At 69.0% G+C, this 18581-nt stretch carries 7 protein-coding genes (1 of these 7 running past the window's edge); all 7 read right to left on the minus strand.

Going from position 1 to position 18581, the window contains the following annotated elements; all coding sequences use genetic code 11:
• A protein-coding gene (locus BKX93_RS24445; protein WP_070978678.1) for an SDR family NAD(P)-dependent oxidoreductase crosses the window boundary here: on the minus strand, positions 1 to 11163 show its 5' portion. Its footprint begins 4317 nt before the window's first position; 11163 of the gene's 15480 nt are visible here — the first part of the coding sequence; it begins with the start codon at positions 11161 to 11163; its stop codon lies beyond the left edge, outside the window.
• Between the two features lie 45 nt (positions 11164 to 11208).
• Positions 11209 to 11475 (minus strand): hypothetical protein, encoded by a 267-nt coding sequence (locus BKX93_RS03000; protein ID WP_070978679.1) that lies wholly within the window; start codon positions 11473 to 11475, stop codon positions 11209 to 11211.
• 14 nt (positions 11476 to 11489) lie between these two features.
• Entirely contained in the window at positions 11490 to 12227 is a 738-nt protein-coding gene (locus BKX93_RS03005; RefSeq protein ID WP_145929240.1) for an SDR family NAD(P)-dependent oxidoreductase, read from the minus strand.
• Between the two features lie 77 nt (positions 12228 to 12304).
• Positions 12305 to 13084, minus strand: coding sequence for an START domain-containing protein (locus BKX93_RS03010; protein WP_070978682.1), 780 nt, complete (start codon positions 13082 to 13084; stop codon positions 12305 to 12307).
• 8 nt (positions 13085 to 13092) lie between these two features.
• Positions 13093 to 13836 carry an SRPBCC family protein gene (locus tag BKX93_RS03015; RefSeq protein ID WP_144408728.1) on the minus strand — a complete coding sequence of 248 codons (744 nt, stop codon included), beginning with the start codon at positions 13834 to 13836 and terminating at the stop codon, positions 13093 to 13095.
• A 36-nt stretch (positions 13837 to 13872) separates the two neighbouring features.
• Positions 13873 to 15144 (minus strand): FAD-dependent oxidoreductase, encoded by a 1272-nt coding sequence (locus BKX93_RS03020; protein WP_070978683.1) that lies wholly within the window; start codon positions 15142 to 15144, stop codon positions 13873 to 13875.
• A 10-nt stretch (positions 15145 to 15154) separates the two neighbouring features.
• Positions 15155 to 18580 carry a beta-ketoacyl synthase N-terminal-like domain-containing protein gene (locus BKX93_RS03025; RefSeq protein ID WP_083340419.1) on the minus strand — a complete coding sequence of 1142 codons (3426 nt, stop codon included), beginning with the start codon at positions 18578 to 18580 and terminating at the stop codon, positions 15155 to 15157.
• Between the last annotated feature and the right edge of the window lies 1 nt (position 18581).

Consider the following 18581-nt stretch of genomic DNA (forward strand, 5'->3'; position numbering starts at 1 on the left):
TTCTGTTTCCAGCCAATAGCGTTCGCGGGCGAACGGATATGGCGGCAAACCCAGTTTGCGCGGCGCGCCGTTCGGATACAGCCGCGACCAGTCCAGCGCCACGCCCTTGACCCACAATTCCGCCAGCCGGCCCAGTTCGCGCCGCGCCATCCACTTGGCGGCCATCGCCTGGAAGTCGGCGTCGCCGCCCATGCCCGACAGCGCGCCCTTGCCGCCCGCCCTGCCCCGCAAAGCGCGGCCGCCGGCCGTGTCGTCGCCATTCAGAAAGGCGCGCAGCCCCGCCGCCAGTTCGTCGGCGGAGCCGGCCAGCAGCGCCAGCCGTTCGCCGAACTCGGTCCGGCCCAGTTGCAGCGTGGCGGCAAGGCGAGCCAGATCAGCGGTGTTTTCGCCCAGCCAGGCCAGCAGCCGGCCCGCCTGTTCCCGCAACTGCTCCGGGGTGCGGGCCGACAGCGGCAGCAGCGCGTCGCCGCTCCAGCCGGAGTCGTTTTCCTCCTGCCCATGCTCGGCCAGCACGATGTGGGCGTTGGTGCCGCTGAAACCGAAAGCGTTGATCGCGGCGCGGCGCGGCTGGCCGTCCCGCGCCGCCCAGTCGCGCAGCTTGTCGTTGACGTAGAAAGGCGAACCCTGCAGGGAAATATGCGGATTCAGCCTGGAGAAGTTGGCTGCCGGCGGCAACTGGCGATGCGTCAGCGCCATCAACAGCTTGAGAAAACCGGAAATGCCGGCGGCGGACAGGCAGTGCCCGATATTGCTCTTCACCGAACCCAGCGCGCAGAAGCCTTGCGCCCTGGCATCCGGCGCGAACGCGTCTTTCAGCGCCGCCACCTCGATCGGATCGCCCAGGGGCGTGCCGGTGCCGTGCGCCTCTATCAGGCCGATGCTGGACGGGTCGATGCCGAAACGCTGGTAAACGTCCCGCTGCAGCCGCGTCTGCGCCTCGGCGCTGGGCGCGGTGATGCCGTTGGTCTTGCCGTCCTGGTTGACGCCCCAGCCCTGCACCACGCCGTAGATGCGGTCGCCGTCGCGTTCGGCGTCGGCCAGACGCTTCAGCACCACCACGCCGGAGCCTTCGCCGATGGCGATGCCGTCGGCGGCCTCGTCGAAAGTGCGGCAACGGCCGTTGGGCGACAACATGCCCATCTGCGAGGTCATGATGTGCATGGCCGGACCGGCCAGCACGTTGACGCCGCCGGCCAAGGCCAGATCGCTGGCGCCGGAAGCCAGGCTGTCGCAGGCGCTGGCGATGGCCACCAGCGACGACGAGCAGGCGGTGTCTATCGCCATGCTGGGCCCGCGCAGGTCCAGCAGATAGGAGATGCGGGCGGCCAGGATGGCCGGCGATGCGCCGGTGAAGCCCGGTCCGCTGAGCTGCTCGCGCTCGGACAGGCGGTGGTAGTCGCCGGCGGCGCAGCCGACGAAAACGCCGCAGCGGCTGCCGGACAGCTTGCGCGGATCGTAGCCTGCATGCTCGATGCCGTGCCAGCAGGTTTCCAGGAACACCCGCTGCTGCGGGTCCATGCTGCGCGCCTCGCGCGGCGACAGGTTGAAGAATGCCGGATCGAAGCAGTCGTAGCCGCCCAATGCGCCCATCCACTTGCTGTAGGTCTTGCCCGGAGCGGCTTCGCCCGGCTGGTAATGGCGCGACATGTCCCAACGCCCCGCGGGCACTTCCTCCACGCAGTCCCGTCCTTCGGCCAGATTGCGCCAGAACGCGTCCAGATCGTCCGCGCCGGAGAACCGCCCGGCCATGCCCACCACCGCGATCGCATCGCCGCCGCGGCCCGCCGGCGTGCTTGGCCGGCTGCGCCGGGAGCGCAGCGCTATCCGCTCAAATTGCGGCGCGCCCTCGGCCGCGGTGATTTGCGCCTCCTCCCGGACCGGGGCGGTTTCGGCCACGTGCCGCGCCAGCTGCGCCAATGTCGGATAGCTGTAGATGCGCACGGCTTCGATGTCGGTGCCGTAATCCTCGTTGATGCGTCGTATCCAGGTGACGCCGGTGATCGAATCCAGGCCCAGCGATACGAAGGGCTCGTCGTCGACGATCTCCGCTTCGTCTATTCTCAGCTCCTGGGCCAGCAGACTGCGCAGACGCTCGGCCACTTTGCCCGCATCGCGGGCCGGAGCCGCCGCGCCGGCGGCTTTGGCTGCCCCCGCCGCCGCGCCGAAACCGCCCTGAATCCGCGCCAGCGCGCCGGCCTGGCCGACAAAGGTGCGCTCGTGCATTTCCAGTTCACGGGCGATGGCCTCATCCAGCTCGCGGCGCAAGGGGGCGGAGCGGCAGCGCTTGCACGCCAGCAGCCACGACCGCGGATGCCGCGCGATGCGGCCGGCCAAGGCCAGCGCCTCGGCCAGCACCTCGCCGCGCGGCAGCGCTTGTTGCGGCAGGCCGCGGCGCGCCAAATCCGCGCCTGAATACTCACGGGCCGTCATCAGCGACTCCAGAGCCAGGTCACGGCCGGCTTCCAGCGGGAAGATCAGGGTCGCGCCGGCTCCGGGCGTGAAGCCGTAACCCATGTAAGGGCTGTAGTAACGGCTTTCCTCGGCCAGCAGCGCGAAATCGGCGAACATGCCCAGCGCCCAGCCGGCGCCTATCGCATGGCCCTGCATCGCGGCGATCACCGGGATGTCGCAATCCAGCGGCAGCCGGAAAATCGGGTTGTCGTTGAAGCGGATGCTGCCCTCGTGTATCGCCAGCAAGGTTTCCCGCGTGCCGCCCGACGAGAAGTACTGGTCATAGCCGGTCAGCACCACCGCCTTGTAGGCGCGGCTGGCCGCGACGTGGGCGAACGCTTCCCGCAGCCCGTCGCTGAACGCGTCGGAGAACATATTCTTGGCCGCTCGGTCCTCCAGGCGCACTTCCAGCACGCCGTTCGGATGGGCGACCGCCTTCACCGCGCCGGACGACAGCGCGACCGGGCCGGCCACGACCGCTTCGTCTTCGCCCGCCGGCTCATAAGCCAGGGGCGGCTGCACGCCGGCCGCGCGCCAGGCGCTCAGCTCCTCGCGGGACAGCATCGCCATATTCGCCGCCAGCGCCAGCGCGCCTTGCGCGACCTTGCCCGGCTCGCATGCCTGCGTCGCGCCGAAACGTCCAAGCAGTTCGGCGCCAGTGTATTCGCCGCCGTCCAGCAGCAGGCGGTAGGCCGGCTCATCGTCGAAATGGCGCAGCAAGGCCGCTTGAGCGGCGTCGCTCAGCAAGCCTCCCATCGCATAGCGGCCATCGGTTCGATAGACGCAAACATCCGCGCCGAGCGCGGCCAGCCAGGCTGCTCCGCGAGCGCCGGCGTCCAGAGCGGCAACCAGCGGCCGCTCCAGCCGGCCAAGCTCGGCCATCAGCGAGGCCGCTGCGTCTTCCGATACGCCGTCCAGCGGCAGGAAACCCGGATGCTCGCTCATCAGCGCCAGGCTGCGGCAATCGTCGTCGGCGTTGACCAGATCGACCAGCCTCTCCAGTTCGCCGGTCAAGGCCTGGATATCGATGCCGCCGTCCAACACGCGGATGGACGCCTCCAGCACGCCGGCCGGATGGCCGCGCAGCTGCAGGCATTCGAAATCGGCCGCCGGCAGGCGCGCTTCCGGCGCGCGCTTCCGGCGCGCCGCCACCGTCGCGGCATCCAGCCCAAGCGCGGGTTCAGCCAGAGGCCGGGCCAGATGGCGCTTCAGCAGGCGCAGCGACTGGGTCGGCTTGCGGGCCAGGTCTCCGGCCAGACGGCGCGCATGCCCCTCAACTTCAGCCTCCGGCAGCACCGGGCAGGTCCAGCCCTTGCGCCGCAGCCCCTCGCCTTTCTGCCGCTGTTCCAGGTACAGCAGATCGGCAGCGCGCGCGCGTCCGAATCGGGCCTCGAGCAATCCGCGCGCATGGCCGGGATGAAGTCCGGTTTCGAAATCGATGAAGCCATAGCTCGACGCCTCGGCGCAGACCATGAAATCGCACAGCGCGCCCAGCAGGAACCCCGCGCCCAGCGCTTCACCGCGCATCGCGGCGATCACCGGCACCGGGAAGTCCAGCAACGCCCGGTACAGCCCGGCCTGCAACGCTTCGGCATGCGCGTCTGCGCCGCCTTGCAGAAAGATTGTTCCGGTTCCGCTCAAAATCAGCGCCTTCGCATCCGCATCGGCCGCCGTGGCGTCCAGCGCGGCGCGCAACTGCGCGGCGCAGGCGGCAGACAAGGCATTCGGCGCGCCGATTCGCAGCTCGTATACGCCATCGCCATGCCGGTACAAATCGACCAGCGGCTCGGGCTGAGCCAAAGACGCGGCCGGCGCGGCGGAGCCCCCCAGCGCGACAGCCGGTTTCATCGCCGCCATTGATCCGGAAGCCAGCGCAGCGGCGATGGGTTCGCCCAGTTGGATGCCCAGCGGCTTGCCGGGTGCCCCGGCCGGGCCAGTGGGCAGCGCGAGCGCCACTTTGTGCGGCGCGACCTCGGCGACCGCGGCTGCCTCCAAGACCGCGCTGGCGTGCGGGTACGCGAGGCCTTTCAGTTGCGCCAGCACCGCGCCGTCATCATCGCAAAGATCGATGTCCAGTCCGGCGCGATCCCCCTGCGTCGGCCGCAGCCAAGCATGAGTCGCCTGCTCGACAGCGCCTGGAAAACGCGCGCCGGCCAGCCAGGCCGGCTGCATGACCGCGCCGGCGGCCCGCAATGTCTGATCCAACCGGGCGATGCGCAAGGCGTGGCCATTGCCGCCTTCCGCCGGCGGCAATGGCAGCAAGCGCCCTGCCGCTGCGGCGCGCAGCGCGGCCAGATCCAGCCTTGCGGCCTGCTCCGCGGGGCGGAAGGCCAGCCGGCCCTGGCAATGGACGGCTTCGTCCCCATCCGCGCGGTAGATTTCGAAACGGGCGGAATTGCCGTTCCGCTCGAACAGGGAAATCGCCAGCTCGCGGCCTTCAACGCCGACGCCGGGAACAGCCCAGGCCACCTCGGACAGCTCCAGGCACTCCGCCCCCTCCTGATTCATCACCGCTTCGAACGCGGCGCGGGCCATTTCCAGGCAGCCGGCCGCGCCCAAGGCGCGCTGTCCCGGCTCTCCGGCCAGGAAAGGTTCTTCGCCGGAAAAGGCCGATACATAGCGCGGCCCGTCGAAGCCGGAACGGTTCTCTCCCAGCAGCGGATGGCTATCCTGAACGACGACTCGGCCCTTGGGCACATCCACCCAATGGCGTTGCCGCGCGAACGGGTACGCAGGCAGGCTGACCGGCGGCGGAAACACCGGCTCCAGCGCGCGCCAATCGGTCTCGGCGCCGGCAGTCCACAACTCCAGCGCGCGCGCGCATTGGGTCTCGCTAATCTCCGGCGACAGCGCGGCCTGCGGCTCGGCCGCGGTTGCGGCGCGGCCGCGGAACACGCCGGCCTCCAGGCGGCCGTGATCGACGAAGGCGCGCAGCTTGGCGGCTAGGTCGGCGGCGTCGGCGGCCAGCACGCCCAGACGCTCGGCCATGGGCTCGCGGCCGAGCCGCAGCGTCGAGGCGATAGCCGGGAAGTCCGCGCCGCCGGCTTCCCGGTCCAGCATCGCCAGCAGATCGATGGCCTTCCGCCGCAGCTGATCGGCGGTGCGGGCGGACAAGGGCACCGGCTGCGCGCGAACCGCCTCTGCCGGCGCGCGGACTGCGGGCACATGCTCCTCCACCACCAAATGGGCGTTGGAGCCGCCCGCGCCGAAGGAGGAGATGCCCGCGACGCGCGGCAGCGCGCGGCCGCCCGCCTCCGGCGCGTCCCAGGCGCTCAGCGTCTGGTTGACGACGAAAGGCGTGGACGCGAAATCGATATGCGGATTCAGACGGCTGGAATGCAGCGACGGCGCGATGCTCCGGTGCCGCATCTGCAGCAGCACCTTGGTCAGGCCGGCGATGCCGGCCGCGGCTTCGCAATGGCCGATGTTGGACTTCACCGATCCGATCCGGCAGAAGCCGATGTCCCCTGTGCTTTCGCCGAACGCCTTGGCCAGAGCGGCGATCTCTATCGGGTCGCCCAGCTTGGTGCCGGTGCCGTGCGCCTCGATGTAGCCGATATTCCTGACATCGACGCCGGCCTCCTCAATCGCCTGGCGTATCGCGGCGGCCTGGGCCTGCGGATTGGGCACGGTGTAGCCATTGGTCTTGCCGCCATGGCTGAGCGCGCTGCCGCGGATCACGCCATAGATGCGGTCGCCGTCGCGCTCGGCGTCGGACAGGCGCTTGAGCACCACCACGCCGACGCCTTCGCCCGGGATGTAGCCGTCGCCGCCCTCGCCGAAGCTCTGGCAATGGCCGTCGCCGGAAATGAACTGGCCGGCGCTCAGCATCAGATATTTGTTGGGGTGTACCGTGACATTGACGCCGCCGGCGATGGCCAGGCCGATGCGGCCCAGCCGCAGATCCTGGCAGGCCAGGTGGATAGCGGTCAAAGAGGACGAGCACATGGTGTCCACCACCATGCTGGGGCCGCGCAGGTCGAGGAAATAGGATACGCGATTGGCGATGCTGGCCGGATTGCTGGCAAAGCCCATGCGCTGGCCAAGCAGGCTGGATTCGGCACCCAACAGCTGGTATTCGCCGTACATCACGCCGGCGTAGACGCCCGCCTGCGCCGGCTTGCCGCCGGCCGGCGCGCGCAGCCGCGCGCGGGTATAGCCGGCGTCTTCCACCGCCATCCAAGCGTGTTCGAGGAACAGCCGCTCCTGCGGGTCCATCTTGTCCGCCTCGGGCGGCGCGATATTGAAGAAGCGCGCGTCGAACTCGTCCACGCCCTCGATGAAGCCGCCCCACTTGCTGTAGTGCGCGCCCGGCTTGCTCCTGTCCTCGCTGTAGTACTCGCGCCAGTCCCAGCGTTCGCGCGGCACCTCGGTGATGCAGTCGCGCCCCTCGCGCAAGGCCTCCCAGAGCGCGCCGACATCGCGCGCGCCGGGATAGCGCCCGCTGAGGCCGATGATGGCGATGTGCTCCTCCCCGCTGGAGCGGCGCGCGCGCGCGCCTTGCCCCCGCAGGCTGCGCGCATTGGGAAAGGCAAGCTCAGCGGTGGCCGCTGCCGCGGCCCCCCCCGCCGCCTCGCCGCCCAGCAGCCGCGTCAGCCTGCCGGCATGGGCGCGGGCGAAGTAGCCTGCCAAGTCGCGCAGGTTCAAATATTCGAAAAACAGCGTCTTGGGCAACTGGCCGAACGACTTCTCCAGATGCCGCGTCAGGTCCAGCGCCAGGATGGAGTCCATGCCGTAAGCATCCAGCGGCGCGGCCGGATCCACCGTATCCAGCTTCAGCAAGGCGCTCAATTGGCCGCACAACCAGGCTTCCGCCTGGCGCGCCAGCTCCGGCGCGGACGCGCTGTCCGCGGCAACCGCCGCGGTTTCCATGGGCGCGGCGTGTTCGCCCAAGACGCGGCGCATCGCGGCGAGGTCGCCTTCCATCGCCAGCGCCTGGTCGAAACCGCCCGCCAGCGCCCGGGCGAACAGACGCATGCCGGTTTGCGTGGCCATCGGCTGGATGCCCATGGCGTCGGCCAGCCGCTGGCTTTCCTGTCCGGATACCGCCATGCCGCCCTCGCGCCACAAGGGCCACAGCATGGCCAGCGCGCGGCCGCGGCAAACGCCGGCCTCGACCAGTCGGTTGCGATAAGCGGCGAGACGGTCAAGGAAGCCGTTGGCCGCCGCATAGTCGGCCTGCCCCAGGTTGCCGAGGGCGGACGTCAGCGACGAGAACAGCGCCAGGAAGTCCAGGTCCAGATCCAGCGTCGCCCGGTGCAGATTGAAGGCGCCGGCCACCTTGGGCGCCAGCACCGCGCGGAAGCTCTCATCCGTTTTTTTCAGGACAAAGCCATCGTCTATCATGCCGGCGCTGTGCAGCACGCCGTTGAGCCGGCCGTAGTCGCGCGCGACGGCGGCGATCACCTCCCGCGTCCGCTCCGCGTCGGCAGGGTCCATCCGGCGATATTCCACCGAGCAGCCCGCTTCGGCCAGCTCCGCCAGCAAGCGGCTCTTGTCCGCAGAAGCAGCCACGTCCTCCTCACCCGCGCGGCCGGTCAGCACGATGCGGGCTCTTTCGGCCTTCCGGGCGATCTCGCGGGCGAACAGCATGCCCAGGCCACCTAGGCCGCCGGTGATCAGGTAAACCCCGCCGGCCTTGAAAGGCGCTTCCTCCGATCCGGCCTGCGGCGCATCGTTCAGCACCTCCCAAATGGCCGCCATGCGCTCGCCGCCCGCATGGCGGATGAGCGTTTGCTCCGGCGATCCGGCGTCGGTAGCCAGCCGCGCCGCCAACGCTGCCTCGCCGCCGGCGAGATCGGTGAAAATCAATTGGCCGCGCAGCAAAGGATTTTCCAGCGCGGCGGTCTTCAGCATGCCGGCCATGCCGGCCATCAGGCCCGGCTCGTCGCCATCGGGCATGACGAACTGCAGCAGCGTTTCCCGCTCCGGCTTGCCGGCCAGGCGTTGGCGCAGCAGGCCGAAGCAAGCCAACGACAGGCTGGCGTAGCGCTCGGCGGCGTCGCCGCCCGGCATCGGCAGCGCCAGGGTTTCGCAACCCAGCGCGCCGGCATCCACATCCGGCAGACCGCACAGAACCGCGATTCTCTCGCCGGAAAAAGCCGTTTCGCCGGCTTCGCGGCGGGCCCAGGTTTCGGTGGCCAACAAGGCGCCTCGCCGGCCGCCGTCCAGCGCGCGGGCGGCGAAGCCGCGCAGCGACGCGCAGACATTGCCGTCAGCGTCGGCCAGATCGATGTCCAGGCTGCCCGACTCGTTCACGCGCGCCCACGCCAGTGTTTCCTCCGCCGGGCAGGCCGACCAGACCCGGACGAGGTCCAGCGCGAACGGCACGACGGGCGCGCTCGGCGGCGCGTCCAAATCGAACAGCAGCGTGGAGGCGGCCTGCAGCGCGCCGTCCAGCAAGCTGGGATGCAGCAGGAATTCGCCCGCGCCGTCGCGCGCGGACGCCGGCAGCGACAAGCGCGCCAGCGCGGCGTTTTCGCCGCGGCGCAGCGCGCGTATCGCCCGGTGCGCCGGCCCGTAGGCGAGCCCCATCGCATCGAAGGCGGCGTAGACCGCGTCGGCGCCGCGCGCCTCTCCATCCAGCGAGGCCTCCAATTCCGCGGCGTCCAGCTTGGCCGGCGGCTCTCCCGCGGCCGCCTCCGCCCGGCCCTGGCAGTGCGCGGCGTCATCTTCGCCGTAAGCTTCGAAAGCGATGCCGCCGCCGTCCGGCAACAGCGCGATATTGACTCGGCGCGGCTGGTCGACCACGGCCGGCCTCAGCCACGCGATGTCGCGCAGGGTCCAGCCGCCGTCGGCGAGGCCGGTCCGCTCGGCCGCCGCGCGCGCCATTTCCAGATAGGCCACGCCGGGCAACACCCGACTGGCCTCTCCCTCCGCCTCCGCGCGCACCCGGTGGTCGCGCAGGAAGAACTCTTCGCCGCTGAACAGCGAACTGTAGCGATGCTCGTCCAGATCCGAAGTGTTGGCGTGCAGCAACGGATGCAGCAGCGCGCCTCCGCCGGCGCGGGCCTCGGCTTCCAGCCAATAGCGCTCGCGGGCGAAAACATAGGTGGGCAGACTGACGCGCAGGCGCTTGCCTTTGCCGCGCGCGGCGCTCCAGTCGACGTCGCCTCCAGCCATCCAGGCGGCGGCCAGTTCGCCTGGCGCGCCGGCGGCGGCCAGCGGCTCATGGCCGCCGGCATAGGCCTGCAACTGCTCCCGCAGCTGCTCGGCAGTGTCCGCGACGAAGGCCGCGCGGCAAGCCATGTGCTGGCGGCCGGTCTGCAGCGTATAGGCCAGATCGCCCAGGTCCGGGGCCTCGCGGCCGAGGAAGTCAGCCAACCGCCCCGCGTAGGCGCGCAGGCTTTCCGCCGTCCGCGCCGAGATGGGCGCCACGACCGTGCCCGAAGCCTTGCGGACGCGGCGGGACGGCTGATGCTGCTCCAGCACCACGAAAGCGTTGGTGCCGCCCACGCCCAGTCCGTTGACGGCGGCGCGGCGCGGCCCATCCTGCTTCGGCCAGCCTCGCGCTTCGGCGTCAACGTAGAACGGCGTGTTTTCGAAGCGTATCCGCGGATTGGGCTTGGCGTAGTTGACGACCGGCGGGATCACGCCCCGCTGGACAGCCAGCGCGGCCTTGATCAGGCCGACCACGCCGGCGGCGGCTTCCAGATGGCCCAGGTTGGCCTTCGCCGCGCCCAGCGCGCAATAACCCTTGCGCTCGGTATCGCGCTTGAAGGCGCTGGACAGCGCCTTGACCTCCTCCGGATCGCCCATCGCGGTGCCTGTGCCGTGGGTTTCCACCAGGCCTATGCTGTCGGCGCTCACTCCGGCGTTGTCCAGCGCGGCGCGGATGCAGGATATCTGCCCGCTGGCGCTGCTGGCGGCGTAGCTCATCTTGGCCTTGCCGTCGTTGCCGATCGCCGAGCCTTTGATCACCGAGTAAATGTGGTCGCCGTCGCGCACCGCTTCGTCCAGCCGCTTGAGCAACACCAGCCCCAGGCCGCTGCCGAACACCACGCCGTCGGCGTCGGCGTCGAAAGCGCGGATGCGTCCGGTTTTCGAGAAGATATAGCCCTCGCGGTAGCGGTAGCCGTGCTCCAGCGGCACCCGCACGCTGACGCCGCCGGCCAGCGCCATCGAACACTCGCCGTTGAGCAGGCTCATCCGCGCCTGGTGGACCGCCACCAGCGAGGTCGAGCAGGCGGTCTGCACCGTCATGCTCGGTCCGGTCAGATTGAGCTTGTACGAGAGATAGGTGGAGAGAAAGTCCTTGTCGTTGCTGATATGGGTCGCGCCCGCCGAAATTTTCTCGATGCGATCATGGAGATTGACGAAGTTGGCGAAGTAACTGGTGACCACGCCGCCGGCGCCGGCGAACACGCCGATATTCTGCGGCCCCGCTCCGGCGTAGCCCGCGTCTTCCAACGTCTCCCACGCGCATTGCAACAGCAGCCGGACCTGCGGATCCATCAACTCCGCCTCCCGCGGGGCGATCTTGAAAAAGCCCGGATCGAAGCGATCCGCGTCGGCTAGCGGCGCGCAGGCCTTCACATAACTAGGGTCGGCCAGTTCCGCCTCGCTCACGCCTGCGCGGCGCAGCGTTTCGTCCGACAGGTCGCGGATGCCTTGATGCCCCGCGCACAGCTTGGTCCACAGTTCGGACACATTGTCCGCGCCCGGAAAACGACCGGCCATGCCGATCACCGCAACATCTCTAGCCTTGTTCATGTGCTCTTCATCTCTCGAGAAAACGGGCGGTGCGCGACCGCCGGGTTACGCTTGCGCCGCCAGGCAGTCCGAGTAAACGCGACAGAGATCGCCGACGGTGCGGATGTCGGTGATGCGCACGTTCTCGTCCAGGAACGGGTCCACGCCCAGTTCCACCTCCACCCGGAACAACAGCATGGCGATGCTCACCGAGGTAAAGCCCATCTCGTCCACCAGCTCGGTGTCGTCTCCATAGGCCGGCAGGCTCAGCAGGTTTTCCTCCGCCACCAGGCGCAGCGTCTTTTCAATCACTTGTCTAACGTCGTGTTGCATCTGGATATCTCCCGTCAAGTCGTCAAACCGCCATCCACGATCAGCGTCTGCCCCGTGACGAATCCTGCCTCGTCCGACAACAGAAACCGGACGACGGAGGCGGCGTCGTCCACCGTCGTCAATCTGCCCAGCGGCGTTTGCCGCACGAGCTGCTCCTTTTGCCTCGCCACCATGCCGGACACCATTTCCGTCTCCATCAGCCCGGGCGCCACCGCGTTGACGCGGATGCGCATCGGCCCCAGCTCCCGCGCCAGGCTGCGGGTCAACCCGTCCAGCGCGGCCTTGGTGGCGCTGTAGGCCGCCACGCCTTCGAAGCCACGGACGCCGGCCACCGAGGACACGTTGACGATGGACCCGCCGCCGCCCACCATCATCTGCTTGGCGCACAGCTGGGCCAGCCGGATCGCGCCGCCCAGGTTCACCTCCAGCAAGCGGGCGATGTCGTCCGGCCGGCTCATCGCCAACAAGCCCTCGTGATAGACGCCGGCGTTGTTGACCAGGCCGCGCAGCGGGCCCAGCTTCTCCCGCGCGCGCCCGAGGAAACGGGACAGCGCCGGCGCGTCGGTCACGTCGGCGGCCTCCCAATGGAAATCGCCGGCGGCGCTATCCCGCAGCAGGCTCAACTCCGCCGTGTCGTTGCGGCTGAACGTCGCCACCCGGTAGCCGCCGGCCAGCAGGCTTTCGCAAATTTTCAGACCCAGGCTGCGGCTTCCGCCGCTGACCACTACGGCCGGTTTGACTGTTTCTTGCATCGCCACTCCAGTCATTTGTCATAATCATGGCGCGCAAGCGCCCGCTCGGGCGCGCCTTGGCGCGCCCCCCGCCGCGCTCAATGCTTGGCCAGCGTCCGGTCGGACAGGAAGTCGAACCTCGCCTTGCGGTATTTCTCTTGATTCAGTTGGCGGGGAATATCCTTGGTCAGCATCTGCCTCACCACCATCGGCGCCATCAAGTTCTGCGCCCACTGCGGGAAGCCGCCGCCCATGTCCATGTCGTACAGCACCTCCACCTTGACCGCGCCATCCTGCTGCGGGGTGTAACGGAAGACGTTGTGCATGTGCTCCAGCCGCACCCGGTTCTCGTTGGGCGGCAGTTTGTTGGGCGCCGCGATGTTCTCCAGCGTGACCACGCCGGTGGCCGGGTCCTGCCTCAGTTGGCCCAGCAGCAGCATTTCTCGCGGGGTGAACGGCGGAAACAGCTCCACCGACCACAATGTGACGATGCTCCCGCTGCGCGGGTCCCATGGCTGGACGATGCGGTAGCCCAGGCACCCCTGCACCCACTCGGCGCAGTTGTTCTGGATGCTTTCATCCAGGAAAGGCGCGATGTGGTTGCTGAGGCTGAACTGCTTCATCGTGGTGATGCCGCGCACGCGCAGCGCCGACGAACCCGGGGTCTTCATGGTGTAGACCTGCACGCCGTCGGCGTCAGACTGCAACTCCCAGCGATTGGAGCCGGACAGCATCCACAGCCAGTTGCCCAGCACGGACAGCAGCGCCAGCGCCGGCACGGCGTAGATCAGCGCCTTGCCCAGCCGGCGCAGGCGGGAACGGCGCTTGGCGGGCGCCGGCATCGCGGCCGGCGGCAAAGTGTTTTCGAGCTTGCTCATCTACATCCTCACGTTTTCGGAGTGTCCAGTTCGCGGATGCCGGGGACCCGCGCGTTGCGATACTTCTCCATATTCATCAGCCCTTGCATGCCGTGGAGAATCTGGTAGGTGCTTTCGATCAGCGCCGGGTTGACCAGCGGGTACGGCAATCCGCCCACGTCTGTGTCCTGGGTGAACTCGATGTCCAGCCAGCCGCCCGGCTGCGGCGTGATGGTCCAGTGGTTGCTCAGATGGGCGATGCGCACGCAGCACTCGTCGCGCGGGATGCGGTTGGGCGCGGCGATGATGTTGAGCTCCAGCCGCTTGCTGACCGGGTCTTGCCAGTGTTCCTGCAGCAGCACGTACTGGCGGGTTTTCAACAAGGGCATGTCGAACTTGAACTGCACGTACGCGGCGTAGCGGTCCGGCGGCGTCGGCAGGCGCTCTATCACCGAGCCGTCGTAGCAATAGGCTTCGGCGCAGCTGCTCAGATCCTCCAGCAGCTTCACCATGCCGGAGAGGCTGGATTTGACGCGGGCGTGCGCCTTCACCAGCACCAGGCCGCTGCCCGGCGTCTTCAAGGTCCACACCTGGACCCCGTCCTGATCCCGCGATGGTTCCCAGCGGTTGGAGCCCGAATACACCCAGGCGAAATGGGCGGCCACGGCCAGCGCCAGCAGAACCAGCCCCGCCCGCGACAGGCGCTTGCGCCATCGCCGTTGCGGCTTGGCCTGGGCCGGGGCGGCCGTCGCCATCTGATTGCTTGATGTCATTGCTCGATTCCGAAGGTTGGTGGATGAAAGCCGCGTTCAGGTCGCGGCCAGCAGGTGCCGGGACAGATGGCGCGCCAGGCAGATCAGTGAAACCGTCGGCGTGCCGCGCATGTCGTCGGGAATGACGGAGCCGTCGCAAACGTGCAGGCCGCGCAGCGAGGTTTCCAGCTTGCCATCGACGTGCTCGCCGATGCGGATCAAACCGCCGATGCGTCCAGCGGCGCGCAATCCGACGTCGAAAATATGCTTGGCGCCCGCCCGTTCCAGCAGGCGGACCGCCTCGCGCCGCCCCCGGTCCAGCCGGACCTGGTCGCCGTGGTCGAAGCTCTTGCGCAAGCGCCCGTCCGCCTCCAGGCGGCCGCCCAGGCCATCCTTGACCTTGACGCCGACGCCCACGCAATCGCTGTAGGAGAACAGGTGCCGGAAACGCAGCGCCGCCAGCATCATCGGCCGGTGCAGCACGCGGGCCACATTGGCGTCGCCCAGCTCGATGCCGTCGTCCAGATGGCAGCTCATGCTGCCGACGAAGCCCTCCTCGCCGCCCCCCAGTCCCGGCACCAGGCCGTAAACCCCGTAACCGGGATTGCAGAAGAAGCCCCGCGCGCCGACGCCGTCCACGCCGCAGTCCCGCAGCATTGTCGGGGTGGCCAGCTCGCCGGCCGCCAGCACCACTTTCTTGGCGTAAGCCTGCCGCAGCTCGGAGCCGAAGCCCTTGCGCCGCCGGTATTCCACGCCTATCGCCCGGCCGCCTTCCCGCAGCACGCGCACCACCATGGCGCGCGAGATCAGCGTCGCGCCGGCCGCCAGCGCGTCCTCGACGTAGTCCAGCGCCTTCCATTTGGCTTCGTAGCGGTAGCCGGAGTCGCACCGCGACGCGTCTATCAGCATCTCGTTCTTGCGCCAGTCATGCCCCAGCTCGATGGCGCTGGCCCGCAGCCGGCGCGCTTTGGCCGTCAGCAGCCTGTCCGGCAGCGCGGCGATCGGCAATTCGCTGCGCACCGCTTCCAGGTCATCCGCCAGCTCGATGCCGTGCGCGCGGAACAGCTCCAGCGGCGGCATATTGGCGACGGCGAAATACATCGAAGTGGAGCCGCCGGTGGTCAATGCCCTGACCGTGGCCAGCTTGCGTTCGCCCAGCCGGACTTCGTCGGCGATGCCGGCGATGCCGGCCAGGCTTTCTCTGGCCGGCGCGGAGCCGCCCCTCTCCAGCATCAGCACCTTGCGTCCCTGCCGGCTCATTTCCCGGGCGATGGTGGCGCCGCATACGCCGGAGCCGACGACGATGACGTCGAATTCTTCATGCTTCATGGATGCTCCCCTAGCCGCTGACGGCCAGCTCGCCCTGCGCGGCGGGCTTGCGGGCCGGCTTCGCGTCGCGCTGCCGCATGCGCTTGGCCACCTCGGCCACCGCCGCAGGATCGGTCACGATGGAAAAATGATCGGCGGCGACCTCAAACACGCTGAACCGCTCCGCCGCCAGCTCGCTCCAGCCATAATCCTCAGGCACGCCGGCGAAGCCGCCGCCTGCCCGGACCAGCATCAGCCTCGCGCCGTCCGGCAGCGGCTGCGGCCGGTAGGCCCGGCAAGCTCCCTCGCTGGCCACCGCGATGTCCAGCGTCGCCTGGAAAGCGTCGAATGGAATCCGGACGCCCTTTTCGCCCAACAGGGCATGCAGCCTGGCGCCGCGCTCGCCGGCCGGCAGCGCTTCCAGCTCGCCGGCATCCAGGGATATTTCGGCACCCAGCGTCCGGGAAAAATGGCGGAACACTTCGGCCATCATGGCCGCCATGCCGTAGCCGCGCAGATCGGGACGCAGGGTGTCGAGCAGAATCACCGAAGACACCTGCCGCCCCATCGCCAGCAGTTGGCGCGCCATTTCATAGGCCACCACCCCGCCGTTGGAATAACCCAGCAGCCGGCACGGCCCCTGCAAGCCGGCATCGCCCAGCAGGCGGATATTGGCTGCGGCCGTCTCCTCCACGCTGGCCGCGCCGCCGGCGGGCTCCACGCAGTAGAACGGCTGGCTATCGCCCAGCTCGCGGCTCAGCAGTTGCAGGGACAGCGCGCCGCCGCCCGCGCCGGGCAAGGCGACGATGGGTTCCCGGCCGCCGCCGACCCGCATCGGCACCAGCCGTTCGCCTCCATTCTCGGTCCGCGGCTCGCGCTCCGCCGCGAGGGCGGCGATGCGGCTGGCCAACGCCGCGATGCCCGGGTAGCGGAAAATGTCGGCCGGCGATAGGGCCACGCTCATCTCCGCGTCCACCCGCTGCATCATCTCCATGATCTCCACCGAGCCCAGCCCCAGCTCGATCAATGGTCTGTCGGTCGCCACGTCGCCGACGGCGAGGCCCAGCTTCACGGCGGCTTCGCGCGTCAGCAGCACGATGGCGCGGCCGGCGGCGTCCCCCCAGGCGCAATCGTCCGGCGCCGAAGCCTGGGCGGCCTGCGGCACCGCAGGAGCGGCAGCGCCATCCTCATTCCCATCCTCGTCCAGCCAGTGCCGCGTCCCGGCGAAGGGATAGCCCGGCGCCGACACCGGCTGAACGCGGCGGCCGCGCCACAATGCGCGCCAAGGCATCTCCACTCCATGCACCCACAACCGCGCCACATGCCCCCACCGGCCGCCATCCCGCGCCTGTTCCAGCTGCATGGCGGCGATGTCGCCGCCGATCAGGCCAGCCAGCGGATTGCGCCGCTCGGCATCGGCGGCGGCGTAGTAGATGCCGCGCGCCTCCGAGCCGGACGGCTCTGGGCTCTTCGCCGCCGATGCCAGCTTGTCGCGCAGCTCGGCTATCGAGCCGGCCTCCACCGCCAGCCGCGCGTCCATCGGCTCCCGGCCCAGCTGCGAGGTATAGGCCAGGTCCGCCAGGCGGGCATGCGCGCCCTCCGCGTCCAGGAAAGAGAGGTAAGCGTTCAGATAGGCCGCGAGCCGCTCGGGCGTCCTGGCCGACAGCACGAACAATTGCTCGCCTGCATCCTCCACGCGCTCGCCGCCTTCCTGACACTCCTCCAACAGGATGTGGACATTGCTGCCGCTGTCGGCGAAGGAGTTGACGCCGGCGCGGATCGGCTGGTCGCCGTCGCGGATATCGTCCAGGACGATTTCGCGGTCGGCGATGTAAAGCGGATGGTCCTCGCTGGCGATATCGATGAAGCTGCTGAGCTTGCGCATCGAAATGGTGGCCGGAAAGCGGCCGTGGCGCAGCGACAGCGCCAGCTTGATCACGTTGACCACGCCGCTGGCGGCTTCCACGTTGCCGATATTGCCCTTGACGCTGCCCAGCGCGCAGCGCTTGCCCGCCATGGCCTGTCCCAGCGCGTTTTTGACGCCCTCGAACTCGAAGGAGTCGGCCCATTTGCGCGCATAGCCGTCCACCTCGATGTAGCGCACCGAGTCCGGCTCCACGCCGGCCTTGCGGTAGCAATCGGCCAGCGCGGCGGTGATAGACTCGTGCTTCACTTCGGACAGGCTGCGCGCCCCGCCGCGGTGGTTCTGATGGCAGGACTTGATCAGGCAATAGGCGCGGTCGCCGTCGCGGCGCGCGTCGGCCAGCCGCTTCAGTACGATCACGCCCACGCCCTCGCCCCGGGTGAAGCCGCTGGCGTCGTTGTCGAACACGCCGCTGCTGCCATCAGGAGACAGCAATCCATACTGCGAGGACGCCACGTAATCGCCCGCGCCCAGATTGAGCGAAACGCCGCCGACGATGGCCAGGTCGCACTCGCCGTTGAGCAGCGAGTAATAAGCGCGGTTGATCGCCACCGCCGACGACGCGCAATTGACATTGATCGCCTCGCTCGGGCCGCGGAGATCGAAGACGTGCGAGAGGCGGTTGGCCAGGTAATAAGTGGGGCTGGACGAGGTGAACACCGGGCCGTCCACCAGTGCGCGGAAATCCATGCCGCGCAGCAGCTGCTCGTATTCCGAGTACTGGTAGCCGACGAAAACCCCGCAACGGGAACCCGCCAGCGAGCGGATATCGACCCCGGCATCCTCCACCGCGCGGTAGGCTTGTTGCAGCAGCAGGCGCAGCTGAGGGTCCATCGCCCGCGCCTCGGCCGGCGGAATATTGAAGAAAGCCGCGTCGAAGCAATCGACGCCGTCCACCAGCGCGCCCCATTTGGACAGGGTCTTGCCGGGCGACGGCGCGTCGGCGTAATGCGCTTCCCAACGCCAGCGGGACTCAGGCACCGGGCGGACGCTGTTCTTGCCCGCCATCAGATTGCGCCAGAACGCGCCGGCGTCCGGCGCGTCGGGCAGCAAGCAGCTCAGGCCCACCAAGGCGATGTCGCCGCCAGCCGGAGCCGGGGCGGATTCCTCCCCGGCCAGGCCGTAATGGCGGATCAGCGCGTCGGCATGGCCGGAAACCAGCGCGTCGGCGACGGCTTCGGCCGATGCGCCGGCCGCGCCCTCCAGACGGATGCCGTAGCGGCGGCTGACGAAGTCCGCCAGATCGGCGCCGGACGGCGCGGACCGGACCGCATCCGGCTCGCTTTGCGGAGCGTTGGCGTCCAACAGCACCGCCAGTTCGCGCAGCGTGCCGACGCCGGCGAACTGGGCCGGCGCCAACGCCAGGCCGAACTCGCGGGCGATGCCGTCTATCAGCTCCATCATGATGATGGAGTCGATGCCCAGCTCGGGCAGCGCCGCATCGGCGTCCACCTTCGCCGCCGGCAACTTCAACGTGGTCTCGATCAGGCCGGTCAGGCGGTCGAGCGCGCTCATTCGTGACGGATGCGACATA

This window comes from Chromobacterium vaccinii (genome assembly GCF_001855275.1).
GTDB classification, from domain to species: domain Bacteria; phylum Pseudomonadota; class Gammaproteobacteria; order Burkholderiales; family Chromobacteriaceae; genus Chromobacterium; species Chromobacterium vaccinii.

Excerpts from the sequence above, each read along its gene's own strand:
- BKX93_RS03000 (WP_070978679.1), bottom strand. The coding sequence starts at position 11,475 with ATGCAACACGACGTTAGACAAGTGATTGAAAAGACGCTGCGCCTGGTG.
- BKX93_RS03005 (WP_145929240.1), bottom strand. The coding sequence starts at position 12,227 with ATGCAAGAAACAGTCAAACCGGCCGTAGTGGTCAGCGGCGGAAGCCGC.
- BKX93_RS03010 (WP_070978682.1), bottom strand. The coding sequence starts at position 13,084 with ATGAGCAAGCTCGAAAACACTTTGCCGCCGGCCGCGATGCCGGCGCCC.
- BKX93_RS03015 (WP_144408728.1), bottom strand. The coding sequence starts at position 13,836 with ATGACATCAAGCAATCAGATGGCGACGGCCGCCCCGGCCCAGGCCAAG.
- BKX93_RS03020 (WP_070978683.1), bottom strand. The coding sequence starts at position 15,144 with ATGAAGCATGAAGAATTCGACGTCATCGTCGTCGGCTCCGGCGTATGC.
- BKX93_RS03025 (WP_083340419.1), bottom strand. The coding sequence starts at position 18,580 with ATGTCGCATCCGTCACGAATGAGCGCGCTCGACCGCCTGACCGGCCTG.